The organism is Caenibius tardaugens NBRC 16725 (assembly GCF_003860345.1).
GTDB lineage: Bacteria > Pseudomonadota > Alphaproteobacteria > Sphingomonadales > Sphingomonadaceae > Caenibius > Caenibius tardaugens.
In genome coordinates, this window is record NZ_CP034179.1 from 824,179 (window position 1) to 842,595 (window position 18,417).

Here is an 18,417-nt window from a genome sequence, read left to right on the forward strand (position 1 = left end):
GATGTTGGCAAGTGCAGGTCCTGAATTCGAGTAGCGTTAACCAGAACGAATTGACCAAACACCAAATCTGTTCCCATGTTTTTCACGCATCACCAACTTTAACCGCCTTGTGGTGATCACGCTTTTGGTTTCCATATGCCGTCAAAGCGTCTGTATGTGGTCGGCTAAGCGATAATTGCGAATCCACGAGTCCGCTTTGTTGGCGTTACCGGACAGGCAGCTTCCCGCGGATCAATGCGATTACCGGCCCTTGGTTAGGCCGAGGGCCGGCATGGGACTAGATGTCAGTTCGCTCGGATAAGGTCAGGGCATCGTCCACGTCTACGCCCAGATATCTGACAGTGTTCTCAATATTGGTATGTCCAAGCAAGATTTGCACGGCGCGCAGGTTACCGGTCGCTTTGTAGATTAGCGACGCCTTGGTTCGTCGCATTGAATGTGTCCCATATTCTCTAGAATTGAGACCAACAGTTGTGACCCATTCATCCACCAGGCGAGCATATTGCCGTGTGCTCAGATGGCCCATGTAATCAATCCGGCTGGGGAACACGAAATCGACGGTCGTTCCGCCACGGCGCTGCAACCAATTGTCCAGACTCCTGCGTGCTTCGGTCATGATTTCGAATTGCACTGGCCTGCCCGTCTTTTGTTGGATCACCGTCGCGCGGTTACGGATAAGAGCTCCACTAACAACGTCACCAATCCTGAGCTTTACCAGATCACAGCCTCGTAGCTTGCTGTCGATTGCCAGATCGAAGAGTGCCCGATCACGCAGTCGATTGTGTTCATCGAGATAAAAACGGATGGCCCAGATATCTCGCGGTTTAAGAGGGCGTTTTGCCCCCACATTCTGGCCAGCATTCCATGGGCGCCGCTGGTGGACGGCAGGGTCAAGGTCTGAATGTCCCATAACACTTCTCCAATTGGCCGACATGGCCACCGGGAGAATATCGCTGTTCTTGGGACTAAGCGCTGACTCTGACATTGCTGATTTTTGAGCCGCCAATTAAGCTTAGCGAAAGTGGGCCTCCATTCGCATCGCGCAGTTGCGGCGTTGTTTCGTTGTCGTATCACGCCTATTTCTCCTTCCAGCATGAAACCCATGCAGGAGAATTCTTAATGGACCAGAAGCTCACAGATGCCCAACTGGATGCCTATCTGGCCCGGATTGGCGTCGCCCGGCCCGAGCAGGCCGATATCGCTGCGCTGAAGATGATCCATCAAAGGCATGCGCTTGGTTTCACCTGGGAAGCCATCGATTGTTTCATGGGCTGGCCCTCCAGCCTCGCGCCGCACACCACCTTCGCCAAGATGGTGGAAGGACGTCGAGGCGGCTGGTGTTATGAGATGAACGGGCTGCTAGGCGCGGCTCTGTCCGCCTGCGGCTTCACTGTGACGCGGCTCTGCGGTGGTGTCCGGCGAGCGGATATGGGCGATCTGGCACTCGGCAATCACCTGACGCTGCGGATCGACCTTGAAGAACCCTGGCTGGCCGAAGCGGGATTGGGCGATGCACTTGTCGATCCGGTTCCGCTCGTTATTGGCCCGATCGCCCAGAACGGGTATGATTTCGCGATAAAGCCAGCTGACGGCGACTGGCTGCGCTTCCATAATCATGCGTTTGGTAGCGCTCCGACCTTCGATTTTCGCCCCGACTATACCGACGAAGCTGCACTAGCCGGTTCTCAACGCTGGCTGATGGAAAACGATGCATCACCCTTCCGGGCCAATCTCGTGATCCAGCGACATTTTCCGGATCGGATCGAGAGCCTAGTGAATGCAACCTGGCGTACAATCTCGCCACGAGGTATCGTCGAGCGGCCGGTCGGCGACTTTTCCACGTTCAAATCCCTGCTCGAACATGTATTTCAGATCGATCCGCCGCGATGTGAAGCGATTTGGAGTCGTGCCAGCGTGAACTCTGACGCGTAAAATGACCGCTGCCGCCAACACAGCGGCCATTCAAAGGCGAAGGCCTGCGGTCTGAAAGCTTCCGTTCGTTCAGGTTGACGTTGGAGCTCCGTGAGCGTGGGATTTCCTTAGATGCGATGCAAGACAATTTGGGTTAAAGGGTCCCATGGGCTGGGAACACGACTATTACCGGGCAACATGCGCGAAGTGCGGTCGCACGGGAGCGGTGATCATTTCGTCGGACGACTGGGGCAGGAACGCTCGGCGGTACGAAGGGTTCGAAAACGTCGAACCATCAAACACCGTCGTTGGCCGACTCCGCCAGGATCGTCGAGAGATGAACGGACTTTGCCCATGTGGCAGCAACGAGATTACTCGGGGAAGTCTGATCGATCCTTGAGGTCGGATCGCTGATCTAAGCACGCGGCAACCAAGCTTCGGCGCTCTTCGCAGTCTTCGCGGGAAACGTGAGAATTTGTCAGGGATGGTCGCCCTTGATTTTGCGCAATAATTGCGACTACGTTTATGCCATGAGTTCGGCAGTAATGCTTGTTCTCGGATACCCGATCGATCTTGTGGCGTGGGGTGCTGCTCTGACCTGTTTCATGATGGCTAAACCCAAAATGAGCATGGAGATGAGTATGGACTATCGCGTCAAAGCTGAGTGCAAAACGAAGTTTGGGACAAAGGTGTTGCTCGCGGTTGCGTGGAGCCTGGTTGGGTGCAGCACCCCACGTCAATAGGATGGTCGGTTCCTTCGGGATTGAGTGTGCCGAGGCGCCGCAAGGGAGGGGTTCGATTCCCCTCCCTCCACCTTTGCGGACTTCGCGCTAGCTTGCGGCAGCCTGCCAAGATTTCCCGGACTTGGGATGTCACGCTAGAAGGGATCGCGGCGCTTGCGTCGGTCTTCGAGACCGTAAAGCGGCATCGAGCCGAAGAGGTGATCGTGGTTCGCGCGCCGTTTTGCGCGCTCTTCGACACCGATTGCAAACGACAGGTAGAATAAGGCGGACCGCGCCATCTTCATAACCCGGAGGGCCTTGGCTTCCAGCTCGTCGCTGCCAATCGCGATGCCGAAGCCCTTGTTGCTCGCCTCGATGACCATGAACGGTTTGGCCCAACCCTCACTCACGCGAAGATAGGTGTGCTCAAGTGCGTTGCGGATGGCGTGCAGCTCGCGAGCGTCGGCTGCCGTCGTCATCTTGAAGTCGTCGTCGAAGAGTTCCTTCGACAGCCAGAACAAGCCGCGCAACGGCAAATTTTCACGCGCTTGAAATTGCGGCAGCAGCCGAGATTTTCTCTCGACCATCCAGACGTTTTTGAAGCTGATCCGGTCAGGAGCCTTTTTCAGCTTCCAGTAGTGATCGACGAGAAAGGCAACCTTGTCGAGCAGCGAATAGGCAATGCGGAACGCGATTCGAACCCGCTCGCTGGCGAGCGAATAGAGCGGATAATCGAGCGTGTCGGTAAGCTTCACACCGCGATCGGAAAAATGCACCTTGGTCGAGCTTATCCCCTCGAACAACGTGAAGCGGGCGGACGCATATTCCTGCTTCATCTGGTTGAAGAAGCCCAAGATCGGTGGTGGAAGATACCCATCGGGGCGGTCATTCAATCCCTCGATGATCGGAGGGAGCATCAGGTCGTCTGCGGCACCAGCCAAATGGGCTCCTAGGTCATTCAACGGGCATAGGAAGAGCTGATTTTGCAGGCACCACCGACGATAGGAGCGTTCGAGTTTGGATCGGCCTTCAAACCCCTCATCGAGACGCTGCAAAGCGCGAACCGCGTCAAGGTTGACAGCATTCGCCAGCTCCGACGCACTGTTTGCAAAGAAGGCAACGGCAAGCGCGGGGTCGAGGGACTCATAGATGGCGTCGTCGGCCATCGCCGAGCGAAGAGCATCATAGGCGTGCAGAGCAACGATGGCCCGCTCGCGGTCATCGACAAGCATGCTGGCGAGAGAGCTGAGACCACTGCCACGGTTGCCCCGCGCCATGGCGAAGGCGGGAATGATTTGCAGGGCAGCATCCCAGCCGGCGATCGCATCGATGGAGCGGCCTACCGTATGGAGCACATTGGCCCGGTTCGTCAGGATTTGACAACGCCGGACCTTGTCGAGGCTGGCGAATCCCGGATGCGTTGCAGCACGGGATAGCGCCAGCAACTCCTCTTGCCGTTCAACCGATTCCCAAGACCATGACTGGCGCACGTTCGCGATCTGCGATCGGGCCGCCCAGGCATTTGCCCGGAAATACTCGACCAAAGCACCATCCTTGTCGCCGAGGGGGCGCTTGCCGAGATCGTCGAGCAGAAAAAGTGCTCGCTTCGGGCCTCGGTCGAACGAAGCATCGAGGGAATCGTCGATAAGCTCGGCGATATAGGCGAGCGCATCGGCATCGGTCATCTGTGTAATGCTGCGTTCGCAGCGCTTATTCAGCGCGTCGAGGCCGGGATTTTCAGTCATCGCGCGGTAGTCTGCGCAAGATCGGGTTGGTGGATGAGGGCTAGTGCATCGGCTAGGCAGAAGATAGGCACCTTGCCATTGCCGGGCTCAAGGCTTTCTCGTCCGCCGTTGATCACGAAGGCCCGTTCTGCGCCAACCTCCGCCACCGCGTCATAGAAGCCCGCCTTTGGAGCCGTATCGTCGCCCAGCTTGACCTCAATCGCCCAGCGCCGGTCAGCGCCAAAATCCACGACGATGTCGATTTCCTGCTTATTGTCGTTGCGATAAAAATACAGCTCAGCGGATTTCGGCTTGCGAAGCGACAGCGCTTCGAGAACGAAGCCTTCCCAGCTCTTTCCGCAAAGCGGGTTGGCGCGCAGATCGTCGACGGCTGCGAAATTCCAGTTCTCATGCAGCAGGCCGCTGTCACGGATGAAAAATCGCGCCGGCTTGTCGATGCGTTTTCCCTCGTTCGGAAACCACGGGCGCAATACCCGGACCAGGCGCGTCATGTGCAGGTGGGCGAGCAGCTCTCTGATGATATTGACCTTGCAGCCGAGCCGCTGCGCTGCCTTATCCAGCAGCATTGGCTCGCCCTGGCTGACGGCAAGATGCTCCCACATCGGCTTGACCAGGTCCGGCCTTTCCAAAGCCCCCTTGGGGATGAAGGCTGGGTCGGTGAGGGAACGCAAGTAGCTCGACCGCCATTCGAGGCTGGCTTGCTCGCTTTCGGCGAGATAGCTGTCGGGAAAACCGCCCCGTAGCCACATCCTGTGCTGAATATCGTAGTCGTCGGCCGCCGGGGCTTGCGCAGCCGTCTGGGCAACGACTTCACCCATTTCCGCTGCCGCGCTCGACGTATCAAGTTTGCTGGTGAGCTCGCTCATCTGAAAAGGCCACAGATCGATCTCGCCGTAACGCCCACCAAGTTGGCCTGCCAGCTGCGTAAGTTGCGCCGCGGCGGACCCGAGTAGCAGCCACCGCGTGCTGTCCTTGGCGAATTCTCGTCGATCGAGGCAGGCACGCAGTTCCGGAAACAGTTCCGGTGCTTCCTGGGCTTCGTCGAGAATGATCAGCTTTCCGGCGTTGGCTTCATGGAAATGGTGAAAGTCCTGCACTTGCTTCCGGTCGTTGGCCGTTTGCATGTCGAGGAGAATGGTAGCGTCGGCGGCGCTGCCTGCGAGCTGCCGCGCGAGAAATGTTTTGCCGACCTGCCTTGGTCCCAGGATCAACGCACAACCATATCGGTCCAATTGCGCTTCGAGGTGACCCCGAACCGCGCGCACTACTCCCCCTTTCATGGGCGCGTGAGATCAAGAACGACGATGGCGATGTCAGCGCGACGTTCGATGGGAAGCAAGGCTTGCAGCGCCAACTGCATGTCGAGCGCGCTGTCCGGCTTCGGCGCGCCGTGGGGGGGCAGCTTCAGCCGTTTTCCCGGTGGTGCGTCGGCGCCGAACCAAAACACGACATAGATGCCCTTCTTCGCGGCCTTGTGCTCGATGCTGTAGAAGCGATCGAGCTGCGTCGCGGCCGCATTCCAGACATCATTGTGCCATTGCCCCTTGCATTCGAGCGGAACGGAGATGTCGCCAAACGAGAATGCCCCGTCGCTGCGGTTTCCCTGCGGCATGGCAACCTCGGGAGGCATCTGAATGTTGAACGGCAAGGCCGGGCCAAGCGCGATCAGCATTTGATCGCGGCACGCGTTTTCGTCGCGCGGCTTGCCCGCATCGTCATAGAAATTGTTGACCGGATTGAGCGCGTCGCCGCGCAGCCTTTCCTGGAGAAATGCCAGTTCGCTCAGAACGATCGCCTGAACGTCAGCAGCATTTTGCGGCTGCCCACTATCGCATAGGATCGCCTTGTAGGTTGCCAGCGGCGGAGTCGTGAAATTGGCTTCAAGGCGCGAGCGACGCTGCGTGGCAATCGCCGACTGAATTGTGCCGGTGTAGCCATCTTCGGGGGCGTCGCGCAGTGCGCGCAGGATACGCGATGCATGATCCGACGGATCCTTAGCGATCTGGAATACGGCCCATTCGAGAAGCTGCGTCGCATCCCAAGGATTGTCGTCTCCGCTTGTGACACCGGCAGGGCGGTTGGCATAGGGCCATAGCAGCCGGAAGACTTGCACCAGCCATTCCAGTTGCTCCAGCGAAGGCGAAAGCCGCCCTTCCTTGTCGCCAAAGCGGTTGTAGAATGTCTGGCTTAGATGCCACAGCCACTTGCGGTCGAGCTTCGCGGGTTCGGGAAACGCTTTGACCGCCTCGTCGAAATCGAAGCCGTACTGGATGCCGCGCCAATAGCGGTACCGATCGCTGTCCTGCGACATGGCCGCAAGACGGGCTTTGGCTATCGCCCTCAGGCCATCGAGCCGCTCCCCCTCTGCCTCGACGGGGGCGATCAGGGCGCTCGCAAGTTCGTGCTCAATATCGTGCGAAAGGTTCGGGTGGCGCTCAAGCCATTCGCGCGACAACTTCGATGAAAGCGGGCGTTCGCTTTCCGTGCGAACAAAGCGGTAAAGCCCTTGGACATGGGTCCGCTGATGCTCGAACATCGGTTCCATCTTGCGCCGCCAATGTGCTTCATACGCAACCGGATCGCGTTGAAGATGGCCGCGCAAGGCTTCCTCGAGCCCATCGAACTGCTCCCGGCCGCTCAACAGCTCCTGTTCGCAACCGAGCAGCAGCGCGGATACAAGCTCGGCAGGGAGGCCATCGAAACCCTCGCCCGCCAGATGCCTGCGCCCCGCCCCAGCGAGCATGGGATAGATGAAATTCCACACGCGCGATTCCGCATAGTCTCGCGCTATCTGGTCAGCCGTTGGCAAATCGCTTCGGTGCAGAACGGCTTCAAAGCCTTCAAGCGCGGCATCGCGAATTTCCGGCCCCAGCCATTCCTCGATGCGGCCTTCTGGCGCGCCCTTGCGTTCAAGGTCGCTGAACATGGCGAGATAGGCGCGGGCGGGATTGACGATCCAGCCCAGTTCACCGCTGCGGACTGCAGCGATATTGGCGGTGTATTGCTTTCGCACCTTGGCCTTGTTCGCGGCCTCGCGCTTCTCGCGTGCTCGCCGGTTCTTTCTATCCTTGATTTCCCAATCTTCTAGCTTGCTCCGACCTGGCTTTCTGGTGAGGAAATCGATCAACTCCTGATCGCCCCTTGCATAAGGCCGGGCGAGTTGGCGGATGGCGGGTGGAATGACGCCCTCTGCCCGGAAGTGCGACACCAGCGCCATCCAGCTTTCGCGGTCAGCGGGATCGTTGCGCGCGACAAGCTCAATGAGCAAAAGCCGCGCATCGTCGTCCGTCATCCCAAAGCCGCTTGAAATCCGGGTGAGATGGAAACTTCGGCCAAAAAAGTGGGGATCGCGGGTTTGGTCAAGCAAGGCGAGACGTTGCACCCCGCGACGCAGTCTGTCGTCCAAACGCAGGTGATCGGCGATCGCCTGCACCTCTTCGTCGTTGCGCCTGTATTCGCGCTCGATCATCCCGAGCCAGTTCCGCAATTGCTCGGGTGAAACCGCGGAGGCGTCGTGCGCGAGCTGGCGGGAAATTAGTTTGCGCACCAGCCCAGCAAATTCGCTCCAACGCTCGTCATAACCGTCGCCCCACCACTTCTTTGGATCGAGCTTCGGCAGCACTTTTCCCGCAAGCGCGTCGAGGACGGCCGCGATGCGCTGGTCCGGAAAATCACGCTCAAGCCGGAAGAACGAGCCGAAGGTGCGGCTTTCGCGGTCTTTCTCCTGAAATAGCCGGGCATGCTCGAGGATGATCCTGGCGATCAAGGCGTCGGGAATGACGTCGAACCCGATATCATCGAGCAGCTCGGCGGCGAGACGCTGGCAATCGTGTTGCTTGGATTTGAGCAGCCGGGTCAGGGCGTCAGGCCAATCAAAGCCGTCTCGTGGCGCTTTCGCCAAGGCCATCCCGGCATCGCGACGCTCGCGATACGCCCGCTTGGGATCGAACAGGATAGCCGTCAGTTCGTCGCGGAGGTCGGACACCAGGTCACTGCCCACCAGCACCTCGGTAAAGAGCGAACGAAACGCCACCGTTTCGCGCTCATCCGTGATTATCGCGCGGATATCTTCGAGCAGGGCGTGCTGAGCGAGGCCGCTCGTCGATTCGGTTGCCCCGTAGCCGCCGCGGAACCACGGTTCGAATTTGGACAGGCGGCGGAGCGAAACGATCAGGTCGCGCGCCTGATCGGAGCTTAACCCGTCGCCATCGCCATAGCGGATGATGCCATAGGGGTCGCGCTCTATCGCGCCGGGACCGAGGCGCGTGGGGCTGAATTTCGGCAGCCAGCCGTGTAGGCCGCGCAGCGACGCGGGCACGCCGCCCTCCGCCGTGATCAGCCCGACGATGCGACCAACGAGATGGCGCGCGCGGGGATGGCGGTCGACATGACGTGCGAGCCAGCGCGCCCCGAGAAATTCAGCGACGGTCCGGTGCAGCGGCGCAAACTGTCCCGCTGCGCCCGGTATAGCTCGGAATAGGTTGCTGCGCGCTACTGCCGTCATCGCACCGAGATCGGCCAGCTCGGACAAATCAGAAATTTTCAGGTCGCTTGAGCTGCCGCCTTTGACCGCGATTCCCGTTGCGCCGGTAATCAGCATCGTCGCCATGATCGCGCCGGCTGCATCGAGTGCGGCGTCTTCGGACAGAGCGTCGACGCCCTTGCCTTTATACCGGGCATTTGGCTCTTGCCGAAGCTGCGCGACGGCCTGTTGATATAGACCGGCTCGAGTCTGCGGTAGCTCGCCGTCGGCTTTCAGGATCGCGGCGACGAAGTCCAGATAGAGCGGATTCTGGAAGAACTCTTCTAGGTCCGCCTGTTTCAACGCGTAGATCGCCTCACGGGCTTTGTCCTTGTCCGCCCGCCGTTCAAGGGCCGCGATCGCTTCGTTCTCGCTCAACAATTCCAGATCTAGGGTGAGCGGGGAGACGCCATATTCCTCGGCGATGTCCAACTTGCCGGTCACGCCCTGCCATTCGGCAGACCGGCAGGACAGGATGAAGGGTGGTTTGCCGCATGCAATCAATTTGGTCAGGACATTGTGAAGCGGGTCGCCCTCCTTGATCGAAGCTACTTCATCGAGGCCGTCGATCACCAAACGCTGGTTCGCGAATTTGCTACCATCCGGCTGTCGCAGCAGGCTGGTGGCGCGGATGAACCAAAGGCCGTCGACCTTGCCGAGTTCCTCCATTAGCCAGGTCTTGCCCATTCCCGGATCGCCTAGGATGACGACCGGCACTGAAAATCGCGACACGATATCCTGATCGCGGACCTTCTGCGTTTTCAGCGCGTCATCGATCCAGCTGAGCGTGCGCGGAATATAGTCTCGCGCCTCGCTCATGCCTGCACCGCCGCGCTGATTTCGTTCATTGCTGTGGCCAGCGGCATCGCTTCCACCCCGCCACGCATGGGAAACCGTTCGCGTCCTTTATGGACAAGCAAGCGGCGCTCTGCGCTCAAGTCGTCGGCGGCATTGTGAAAGCCTCGGTCGATCGTCGGGGCACTGGATAGCTTGATTTCGATGGCCCAGCATTTTCCCGGCGCGAATTCCAGCACGAGGTCGGCTTCGGCGCCGCCGCTGGAGCGGTAGAAGTAGGGCTTCGCTCTGCCGAACGATGCCCCGACCAGGTTCTCGATGACGAAGCCTTCCCAGCTCTTTCCAGCCACCGAATGGCGACGAACATCTTCGCTCTGGCGCAAATCGAGGAGCGCATGGAGCAGCCCGCTGTCGCGGATAAAGGGCCGAGGGGATTTGACGAGCCGCTTGCCGCTGTTGACTGACCACGGCCGCAGGACGCGAACCAGCAGCAGCTTTTCGAACATGTCGAGATAGCGTGCCGCCGTATGCCCGCTGACGCCCAGGGATCGCGCATATCGTTCCGCGTTGAAGAGTTCCCCCTGATCATTCGCGAGCATTCGCCAGAAACGGTCGATCTGCTCGGTGTCGACATTGAAGCCGAATTGCGGAAGGTCGCGCTCTAGATACGTCTGAATGAAATCGCGGCGCCATTGCAGGCTCGCTTCCCCATCAAGGCGAACATAGCTCGGCGGAAAGCCGCCTTGCAGCCACAGCCGATCGAGCGAGGCCTCATCCTGGCGTTCGACCTCTCTTGCGTTAAGCGGACCCAGTTCAAGGTAGCTGATTCGACCGGAAAGGCTCTCCGACGACTGACGAAGCAAGTCCATTGAAGCGGAACCTAAGATCAGGAATTTTCCGCCAGCACCGGCCATCCGCCGTCGGTGGTCGATCTGTCCGCGCAGAACGCGGAATATTTCGGGCGCGCGTTGAATCTCATCCAGAACGATGAGTTCCTTGGCATGGGCGGTGAAATAGGCATCGGGATCATCAAGTAGCCGGCGGTCTTCCGGGCGTTCGAGATCTAGGTATTTAGCGGCACCCTCGGCGCTATCTGCGATCTGGCGGGCGAGCGTAGTTTTTCCGACCTGGCGCGGCCCGAGCAATACTACGCTGTCAAATTGGTCTATCCGTTTTGTCAGGAGGGAGAGAATTTCGCGACTGAGCATTCGTGCAAAATAGATATGGTAGTTCAGATTTGCAAGGATACTGATTGCGTTTGAATGCACTAGCGCGCGCGAGCGCCGGACACATCAAATCCAGCAATGAATGTCGGCTTACCGCAACATCGCACGCAATAGAGGACTTTCCGGATCGTCCGCGTAGCCGCCATTCCGTCGATTAAATTGCGCATGGCCAAGCGGGAATTTTGACCCGCTTTCCTACCTCCAGCAGATCGCGATCAGCCCTCCTTCAATCAGCACCTTTGTTCAATTTCTGGATAAGCTTACGACGCTTGGAGGTTTGCGGCTGAGTTGGCTTAACAGCACCTGCGCTGCTGTTGTTTTTCGCAGCAGACGCGCGCCCGGCTTTGCGGCCTGTTGCATCGTTGCCCCGTCCGGTTGGTATCCGCCCCAGACCATTCTGTTTCGCAATAGCCCCACGTTGTGCAGCATAGTTGGGCGCAACCAGCGCATGATCTGCGGGCAAGCCCCAACGCGCCCGGTATTCCTCCGATGTGAGCCCGTGCTCCGCTCCAAGATGGCGTTTAAGCATCTTCATCTTCCTGCCGCATTCAAGGCAAGCCACATGATCAGGCCTGATGGATGCGCGGATCGACACAGCAGGCTCCAGCGGCACTTGCTGTACAACCGGCTCTGCCCCCAGACCGGACAGCGCATCGAACACGCGCGTGATCAACGCAGACACCTGATCGATGGCAACATCATTGTTGCTGACATGTGCTGCAACAATATCGGACGTCAGCGTGATCAGCTCTTCCCGATCATGCATGCTCTGTGTCATCGAAATCACCTTTCATAACAAATGATCGCATTGGCCATCAGATGGCCGTGATTGCGATCCTCTTGTCCCGTATGGAAAATACGCGCGCAAATCTTCGTGCGCGCTGCTCATTTCATTGGAATGGTGCCATAAGAGCAGGAAGTTTATCCCGCAAGTCCCCGAGCTCGTGCGGACCTGTTTCGCGACGGATTGCGATATCTCGATGCCTGATCCGACTAATCATCGGCACGCTCCGCTTCCACCTCGCCTGCCAATGTTTACCCCGGCAGATATTTTGCTTCCTGCTCCCGCCAGTCTGATGGAACAGCACCTGTCGCCAGCAGTGCCTTGCTATCGACACCTGCGCGCAATCTCCCCTCTGTAATGGCATCGACAATATCGGGGGCAAGAAATGCAAGGCGCACCACCCGCGTGATATAGGAGGGGCTAAGCTGTTCGCGTCTGGCAAGGGCGGCAATATCGCAAGTACCGCTGCACAGTTCCTTCCACCAGCGCTGTGCCTTAACCAGAAGGCGGATCAATACGGGATCGGGCAATGACGATGATGCCGTCATGCCGTCATCCTGTACAAGACGCACCACCATTCCGGTTCTGCGTAGCCGAGCTGGCACGTTGTGCCTGATAGTATGCATTAACGCACTGCCATCTATCCCGAACAGATCTGCCAGCGCTGCGGCCCTGATTTCGATGGCGATGTGATCGGGGTGTACGACAATCCGTGTAACGAGGGCCCGCATCTGCGCATTGCCCCATTCCAGCATCTGCTTTTGCCGCATCATGCTGTGGCCTGCGATACGGGCATAGACATCTGGGGTCACAGGCAAGCAGCACCGTTCCATAAGTATAGCCGGATCATCGATCAGGCTGGTGAGTTCTCTTATGACCACCTGTTCGATTTCCCTTGCGGGTAAGCGGATCGAAGTGGGGGATTGCGCATGATCCGCGCCGTTGGGCGCTCGTTGCGCATAATAGCGATAACGCTGCCGGCCTTTGTTTGTGTGCACCGCGATCAGGGGCGTGCCTGTCTCATCGAAGAGCAGGCCCGCCAGCAGGCTGGCACGCGCCTGTCGGTTCTGGCGCACACCTCTCACATTATCAGAAAGCTGCTGCTGCACCTTTTCCCATGTCTCCCTCTCGATAATCGCGGGATGATTACCGGGATAGCGCGTGCCTTTGTGCGCGATATCCCCAGCATAGATGGGATTGCGCAGGATTGCGTAGAGCTGTCCCCGGGTAAACGCACATCCCCCATAGCGACGTCCCTTCCCCGTGACCCTTTGCGGGGTGTGAAGCCTGTCTCGTGCGAGTGTATCGGCAACCAGCCGCACATTGGTGAGCTTCAGATAGCGGGCGAAGATATCGCGCACCAGTGCAGCATGGTCTTCCTCAATGGCAAGGCTGCGTCCATCTGGCCGGTAACCCAGCGGCGGGATTCCACCCATCCACATGCCCCGTGCCTTCGAGGCTGCTATCTTGTCCCGGATACGTTCGGCGGTCACTTCCCGCTCGAACTGGGCAAAGGACAACAGCATGTTGAGCGTCAGCCGTCCCATACTGGTGGTGGTGTTGAAGGACTGGGTAACAGACACAAAGCTCGTGCCCGCGGCATCGAAGGCTTCGACCAGCTTGGCAAAGTCGAGCAGGGAGCGCGTCAGCCGGTCGACCTTGTAGACCACGATGATATCGATCCGTCCTGCCGCAACATGGGCCAGCAGCCGCTGCAAGGCGGGCCGCTCCAGCGTTCCACCCGACAGGCCGCCATCATCATAGTCCTCCGGTATCAGTTGCCAGCCTTCGCTGGCCTGACTGAGAATATATGCGGCGCAGGCTTCACGCTGGGCATCAAGCGAGTTGAACCCCTGCTCCAGTCCCTCCTCGCTCGATTTGCGGGTATAGATCGCACACCGCACCGCTTTCATGCTGCGACCTTCTTCTGCTTGAGGCCAAAGAAGGCTGGGCCTGACCAGCGCGTGCCCGTAATCGCGCGGGCCACTTCACTTAGGGAACGCCATTCCTTCCCCTGCCATGAAATGACGCCATCCTCACCTATCGTGACCTGATGAACCGTTCCATTCCATTCACGAACAAGACGCATGCCAGGCCGCGCTGGCCGTGTGGTTGTCTTGTCCATAGCAAGCTGATCCAGGCGTTGCCTGGTTATGCGAGAGATGCCTCCTGATACACTTGCCTGCAGCTCCCATGCGAGCGCCAGACGCAGCAGACCGGCACTGACACGCGGCAACGGTTTTCCTGTGTGTCTGCCCCATGCCGCTTTCAACTCCCCGAAGGACAGGTCTTCGAGCAAGGCTACATCGTACGGCGCGGCCTTCCCCTTCCCCGTCACGCCGACTTCTCTAGGCGATAGCAGGTGTCGGGGCCAATTTTGCCGCGCACAATGACATGGCCCTTCCTGCGCAGACCCGTGAGCGCAGCGCGGATTGTGTGGGGTTGCCAGCCGGTAGCCGTCATCAATTGCGCCGATGTCGCGCCTTGCTCTGATTCAAGCAGCGTCAGGATCAGTGTCAGTTTGGTCGCTGGCTTGGGTGTTGAAGGCGCTGGCATCCCTGCATCCGGGGGCGACGCTGATACTTTGGGCAGGACAGATGGAACTGTCTGGTGCGCCTTATCACCCTGCCTGCGGGCTGACGGGGTCGCCGCCTCTTTCATGTCCGCACGCATGCGGGCCATACGTCGCACACGGCGTTTCTGACCGCTGGCCGGTTCAGCTTTATCTCTGACGGTAGGGTTCTTGTCTTTCTGCAGTCTTGTCACAGGTGGTCTCCATTAAGGGAGCCGCCTTATGCTGCTCCCACCACCTGCAGCCCCGCCAGTCCGAGCCGGTCAGGGTCACGAACCGCCGTTACAATCACCGCGATCCGTGAACATCACCATGCTCACTTTCCGCACCAAGTCGAATGGTTTGTGCGGGCACATCATTCAGCTTTGAACAATCAAACCTATTATTCAAATCTCGCGCTAGTTTCCCGGCACGACAGGCAAGGCAGTCGCATTTTGATGAAGTGAAACCGGGGGAATTAAAAATCCCATCCATGCGGAGATTATTGGCGTCATTCTCCGCAAAAAATGCGGAGAATGTGGTTGCCTTTTGCGGAGAATATATGTCATAATTTCCGCAAGAGGTGCGGAAATTATGACATATATCCATGAGCGGCCCGAGTGGCCGATTTTTGAATGGCAGGCTGACGGATTGACCGCGCCGCTCGCGAATGTCCGCCATCGACAGGGCCGATTGATTGGCCGCATGGAAGGTCTGGGCTTCTCGCTCCGTAAGGAAGCCGTCCTCCATACCCTCACCGAAGACGTTCTGAAATCCAGCGAAATTGAAGGCGAGCAACTGGACAAGGAACAGGTGCGATCCTCTATCGCGCGCCGCCTTGGCATGGACATCGCCGGATTGATACCAGCCGAGCGCAATGTTGAGGGCGTCGTCGAGATGATGCTCGACGCCACGCAGAATTATAGCGAACCGCTAACAGAGGAACGGCTCTTTGCTTGGCACGCCTCTCTCTTCCCGACAGGCCGAAGCGGCATGACCAAGATCATCGTCGGCGGATGGCGCGATGACGCCTCAGGCACAATGCAGGTCGTATCAGGCCCCATCGGACGCGAGCGGGTTCATTATGAAGCCCCCGCTGCGCCCCGACTCCCCGCAGAAATGGCGGCGCTCCTTTATTGGATGGAGCATGAAACCGGGATCGATCCCGTCATCAAGGCGGGCCTTGCCCATCTATGGTTTGTTACCATCCACCCGTTCGAAGACGGAAACGGACGGATAGCCCGCGCGATTGCCGACCTCTATCTGGCCCGTTCCGAGCAAAGCCAGCAAAGATTCTACAGCATGTCATCCCAGATCAGGGCCGAGCGCAACCGCTACTATGACATGCTGGAGGCCACACAAAAGGGTGGCCTCGACGTGACAGAATGGCTGCGATGGTTTCTGGACTGCCTTGAGCGCGCCATTGTCCGGGCCGAGGAAACGCTCGCCTCAGTCATGGAAAAAGCGCGACTGTGGGATGCCATCAAAGGGCACCCCATCAGCGAAAGGCAGCGTCTTGTCATCAACAGATTGCTGGACGGCTTTGAGGGTAAGCTCACATCTTCCAAGTGGGCAAAGCTGGCGAAATGCTCGCAGGACACCGCCGCCCGCGACATCGACGACCTTGTGAAACGCGGCATCCTTGTCCGCAGCGAAGCCGGAGGAAGAAGCACCAGCTACACGTTGGTAATGCCCGTTGGGGACGCCGAAGCCCCATAAGGCAGGAAGCGAAAAGCTCAGTTCAAAAGCAAGAAAGAACGGGCTTACCCCTTGCAGCGCAGGGGCCATCCACAGATGACACCTCCCTACTGAAACCAGCGCCGGTACTGTCAGAGGGTGATGTCAAAAGGATGGCCCCGTCCTCCCCGCGCCGTTAACCTAGGCGGATGAGCAAGACGCCAAATCCGTTCCGGTACTTTCACTCATCGCCTGAGGTCATCCGCCTCGTGGTGATGATGTACGTCAGGTTTCCCCTGTCGCTGCGGAATGTCGAAGATCTGCTTTTCGAGAGAGGGATCGATCTTTGCCATGAGACCGTGCGCCTTTGGTGGAATAGATTTGGTCCCCTCTTTGCAGCCGACATCCGCCGCCAGCGTGTGCAACGAATGCGTGGTTTTCGGCACTGGCGTTGGCACCTTGACGAGATGTACGTCCGGCTGAACGGCGAGATGGTTTATTTGTGGCGCGCCGTTGATCATGAGGGCGAAGTTCTCGAAAGCTACGTCACGAAGAAACGGGATAAAGCTGCGGCTTTGCGCTTTATGAAGAAAGCACTGAAGCGTCACGGCCAGGCTGACAAGATCGTCACCGACGGCCTTCGTTCCTATCCTGCTGCGATGAAGGATCTGGGCAATCTCGAGCGCCGCGAGATGGGCCGCTACCTCAACAATCGCGCTGAAAACTCGCACCTGCCCTTCCGACGAAGAGAACGTGCCATGCAGCGATTTCGGCAAATGAAATCACTGCAGAAATTCGCCACCGTTCACGCTTCTCTCACCAATCATTTCAACTCGGAACGTCACCTCGTCGACAGACAGACATTCAAACTTCGCCGCTCGGCAGCTCTCGCCGAGTGGCAATCGCTTATGGGATGAGTCTCAGCTCGGGCCTGGGCCCACTTTGCCAAACGGAGAGCAGTTCGCAACCGACTGACAGCTGGGCACCTCCAAAAACCCTGGCCAATTGGCGTGAGATTTGATTCACTGTGGCTAACGGGAGGCGTCGATGCGTCAGGCTGGATTGTTTGGGTTATCGGATCATTTGAAGCGGCTTTCAGCCGATGGCGATCCGCTGGAGGTTTTGGCCCAGGTAGTGGATTTCGAGACGTTTCGCCCAACGTTGATTGCGGCGCTGGCGTATGGCGACGGGGCGAAGGGCGGCCGTCCGCCGTATGATCCGGTGGCAATGCTCAAGGTGCTGGTGCTGGCGGCGCAGAACAATGTTAGCGATGCGCGCATGGAATACCTGATCCGCGACCGCCTCAGCTGGCTGCGCTTCCTCGGTTTCGACCTTGGTGCGGCGACACCGGATGCCAACACGATCCGCCTGTTTCGCGAGAAGCTGACCGAGGCGGGAGCGCTCGATACGCTGTTCATGGATTTCGACCGCCAACTCAAGGATCGGGGCTACCTCGCTATGGGCGGTCAGATTGTCGATGCAACACTGGTGGCCGCGCCCAAGCAGCGCAACACCGAGCCGGAAAAGGCGGCGATCAAGGATGGCAAGACTGCCGCCGAGATCTGGCCCGATGACCCCGCCCGTGCAGCGCAAAAGGACACGGATGCGCGCTGGACGCTCAAGTTTGCCAAGGGCCGCCCAGCGGCGGACGGCCAAGGGGGCTTCAGGCCGCAGATCGACATCGCCATCCCCAGCTTCGGCTACAAAAGTAGCATCGCGATCTGCCGAGCCTTCGGCTTCATCCGCAAGGGCAAGGTCACCGATGGAGCCCGCTTCGATGGCCGGATGCTCCGGGACGTGGTGACTTGCGACAACACCGCATCGGACGTCTGGGCCGATACAGCCTACCGCAGCCAGGCCAACGAGAAGTGGCTCAAAGCGCAGGGCCGGGTCAGTCGTATCCATCGCAAGAAGCCCAGGGGCAAACCCATGCCGGATCACATCCGGCGCGGGAATGCTACAAAGTCAAAGGTCCGCGCCCGGGTCGAGCACGTGTTCGCGCAGCAGAAAGCCAAGATGGCGCTGTTCATTCGCACCATCGGCATCAAGCGCGCCGAGGCCAAGATCACACTGGCCAATCTGGCTTACAACATGAACCGTCTGATCTTCCACGAACGACGGGCAGCGATTGGGTAGCTGTGCCTGGAGATCAGGAAAATCGGATGAAAAACGCAATATGCGCGCCACGATGGCAAGCATTTACGCCATCGCCAGCACCGCCTGCGGAAAATCGCTCAGGTCGCCGGGTTGATGGAGGTGCCCAGCTCCCATTGCCTCGAGTGGCTGCGCCTGGGCGATGCCGCCCCCTCGCCAAAGACTGGGAGCAATCCGTCGAAAGCTCAACTGCATGGGCGACCATCGCCAGCATACGAATGATCACCCGCAGAACTGCAAGGTATTGTTACGCATAATAAGCTTATGAATCGGGCTCTCAGTCGCAATGGCCGAGTGGCAATTGCTCATGGGATGATGCCAAGCGTGGGT

At 58.8% G+C, this 18,417-nt stretch carries 13 protein-coding genes and 1 pseudogene; 5 read left to right on the top strand and 9 right to left on the bottom strand.

What is annotated here, in order from left to right; genetic code table 11:
- Positions 1-277: 277 nt before the first annotated feature.
- Positions 278-910, bottom strand: a complete 633-nt coding sequence (locus EGO55_RS03885) for a tyrosine-type recombinase/integrase (RefSeq protein WP_021691948.1) — start codon at positions 908-910, stop codon at positions 278-280.
- A gap of 209 nt (positions 911-1,119) precedes the next feature.
- Here EGO55_RS03885 and EGO55_RS03890 point away from each other — a divergent pair, with 209 nt between their 5' ends.
- Positions 1,120-1,932 (top strand): arylamine N-acetyltransferase family protein, encoded by an 813-nt coding sequence (locus EGO55_RS03890; RefSeq protein WP_021691949.1) that lies wholly within the window; start codon positions 1,120-1,122, stop codon positions 1,930-1,932.
- A gap of 856 nt (positions 1,933-2,788) precedes the next feature.
- Here EGO55_RS03890 and EGO55_RS03895 read toward each other — a convergent pair.
- The 8 genes from EGO55_RS03895 to EGO55_RS20505 all read right to left on the bottom strand — a co-directional run bounded on the left by EGO55_RS03895 (position 2,789) and on the right by EGO55_RS20505 (position 14,261).
- Positions 2,789-4,378 (bottom strand): LA2681 family HEPN domain-containing protein, encoded by a 1,590-nt coding sequence (locus tag EGO55_RS03895; RefSeq protein WP_021691951.1) that lies wholly within the window; start codon positions 4,376-4,378, stop codon positions 2,789-2,791.
- Positions 4,375-5,589, bottom strand: coding sequence for an ATP-binding protein (locus EGO55_RS03900; RefSeq protein ID WP_161566010.1), 1,215 nt, complete (start codon positions 5,587-5,589; stop codon positions 4,375-4,377). Before EGO55_RS03900 ends, EGO55_RS03895 begins: the two co-directional genes overlap by 4 nt.
- A gap of 65 nt (positions 5,590-5,654) precedes the next feature.
- A complete protein-coding gene (eruA, locus tag EGO55_RS03905; protein WP_021691953.1) occupies positions 5,655-9,719 on the bottom strand; it encodes an NACHT domain-containing antiphage protein EruA in 4,065 nt (1,354 codons plus the stop codon).
- Positions 9,716-10,903, bottom strand: a complete 1,188-nt coding sequence (locus EGO55_RS03910; RefSeq protein WP_040717702.1) for an ATP-binding protein — start codon at positions 10,901-10,903, stop codon at positions 9,716-9,718. Before EGO55_RS03910 ends, eruA begins: the two co-directional genes overlap by 4 nt.
- Positions 10,904-11,147: 244 nt before the next feature.
- Positions 11,148-11,687: a Ros/MucR family transcriptional regulator gene (locus EGO55_RS03915; protein WP_346723813.1), complete on the bottom strand. Its 540-nt coding sequence runs from the start codon at positions 11,685-11,687 to the stop codon at positions 11,148-11,150.
- 269 nt (positions 11,688-11,956) lie between these two features.
- Entirely contained in the window at positions 11,957-13,618 is a 1,662-nt protein-coding gene (locus EGO55_RS03920; RefSeq protein ID WP_124916690.1) for a recombinase family protein, read from the bottom strand.
- A complete protein-coding gene (locus EGO55_RS03925; RefSeq protein WP_210766634.1) occupies positions 13,615-14,004 on the bottom strand; it encodes a DUF2924 domain-containing protein in 390 nt (129 codons plus the stop codon). The genes EGO55_RS03920 and EGO55_RS03925 overlap by 4 nt, the downstream gene beginning before the upstream one ends.
- Positions 14,005-14,039: 35 nt before the next feature.
- On the bottom strand, positions 14,040-14,261 hold the full coding sequence (locus tag EGO55_RS20505; RefSeq protein WP_040717824.1) for a DUF3489 domain-containing protein: 222 nt from the start codon (positions 14,259-14,261) through the stop codon (positions 14,040-14,042).
- 589 nt (positions 14,262-14,850) lie between these two features.
- On the opposite strand from EGO55_RS20505, the gene EGO55_RS03935 reads away from it, so the two are divergent.
- The 4 genes and pseudogenes from EGO55_RS03935 to EGO55_RS03950 all read left to right on the top strand — a co-directional run.
- A complete protein-coding gene (locus EGO55_RS03935; RefSeq protein ID WP_021692031.1) occupies positions 14,851-15,975 on the top strand; it encodes a Fic family protein in 1,125 nt (374 codons plus the stop codon).
- A 167-nt stretch (positions 15,976-16,142) separates the two neighbouring features.
- Positions 16,143-16,850 carry an IS6 family transposase gene (locus EGO55_RS03940; protein WP_021692053.1) on the top strand — a complete coding sequence of 236 codons (708 nt, stop codon included), beginning with the start codon at positions 16,143-16,145 and terminating at the stop codon, positions 16,848-16,850.
- A gap of 130 nt (positions 16,851-16,980) precedes the next feature.
- Entirely contained in the window at positions 16,981-18,069 is a 1,089-nt protein-coding gene (locus EGO55_RS03945) for an IS5/IS1182 family transposase (RefSeq protein WP_021691883.1), read from the top strand.
- A 155-nt stretch (positions 18,070-18,224) separates the two neighbouring features.
- Positions 18,225-18,344 (top strand): annotated as a pseudogene (locus EGO55_RS03950) (IS5/IS1182 family transposase); the annotation flags it as partial.
- Positions 18,345-18,417 lie beyond the last annotated feature (73 nt).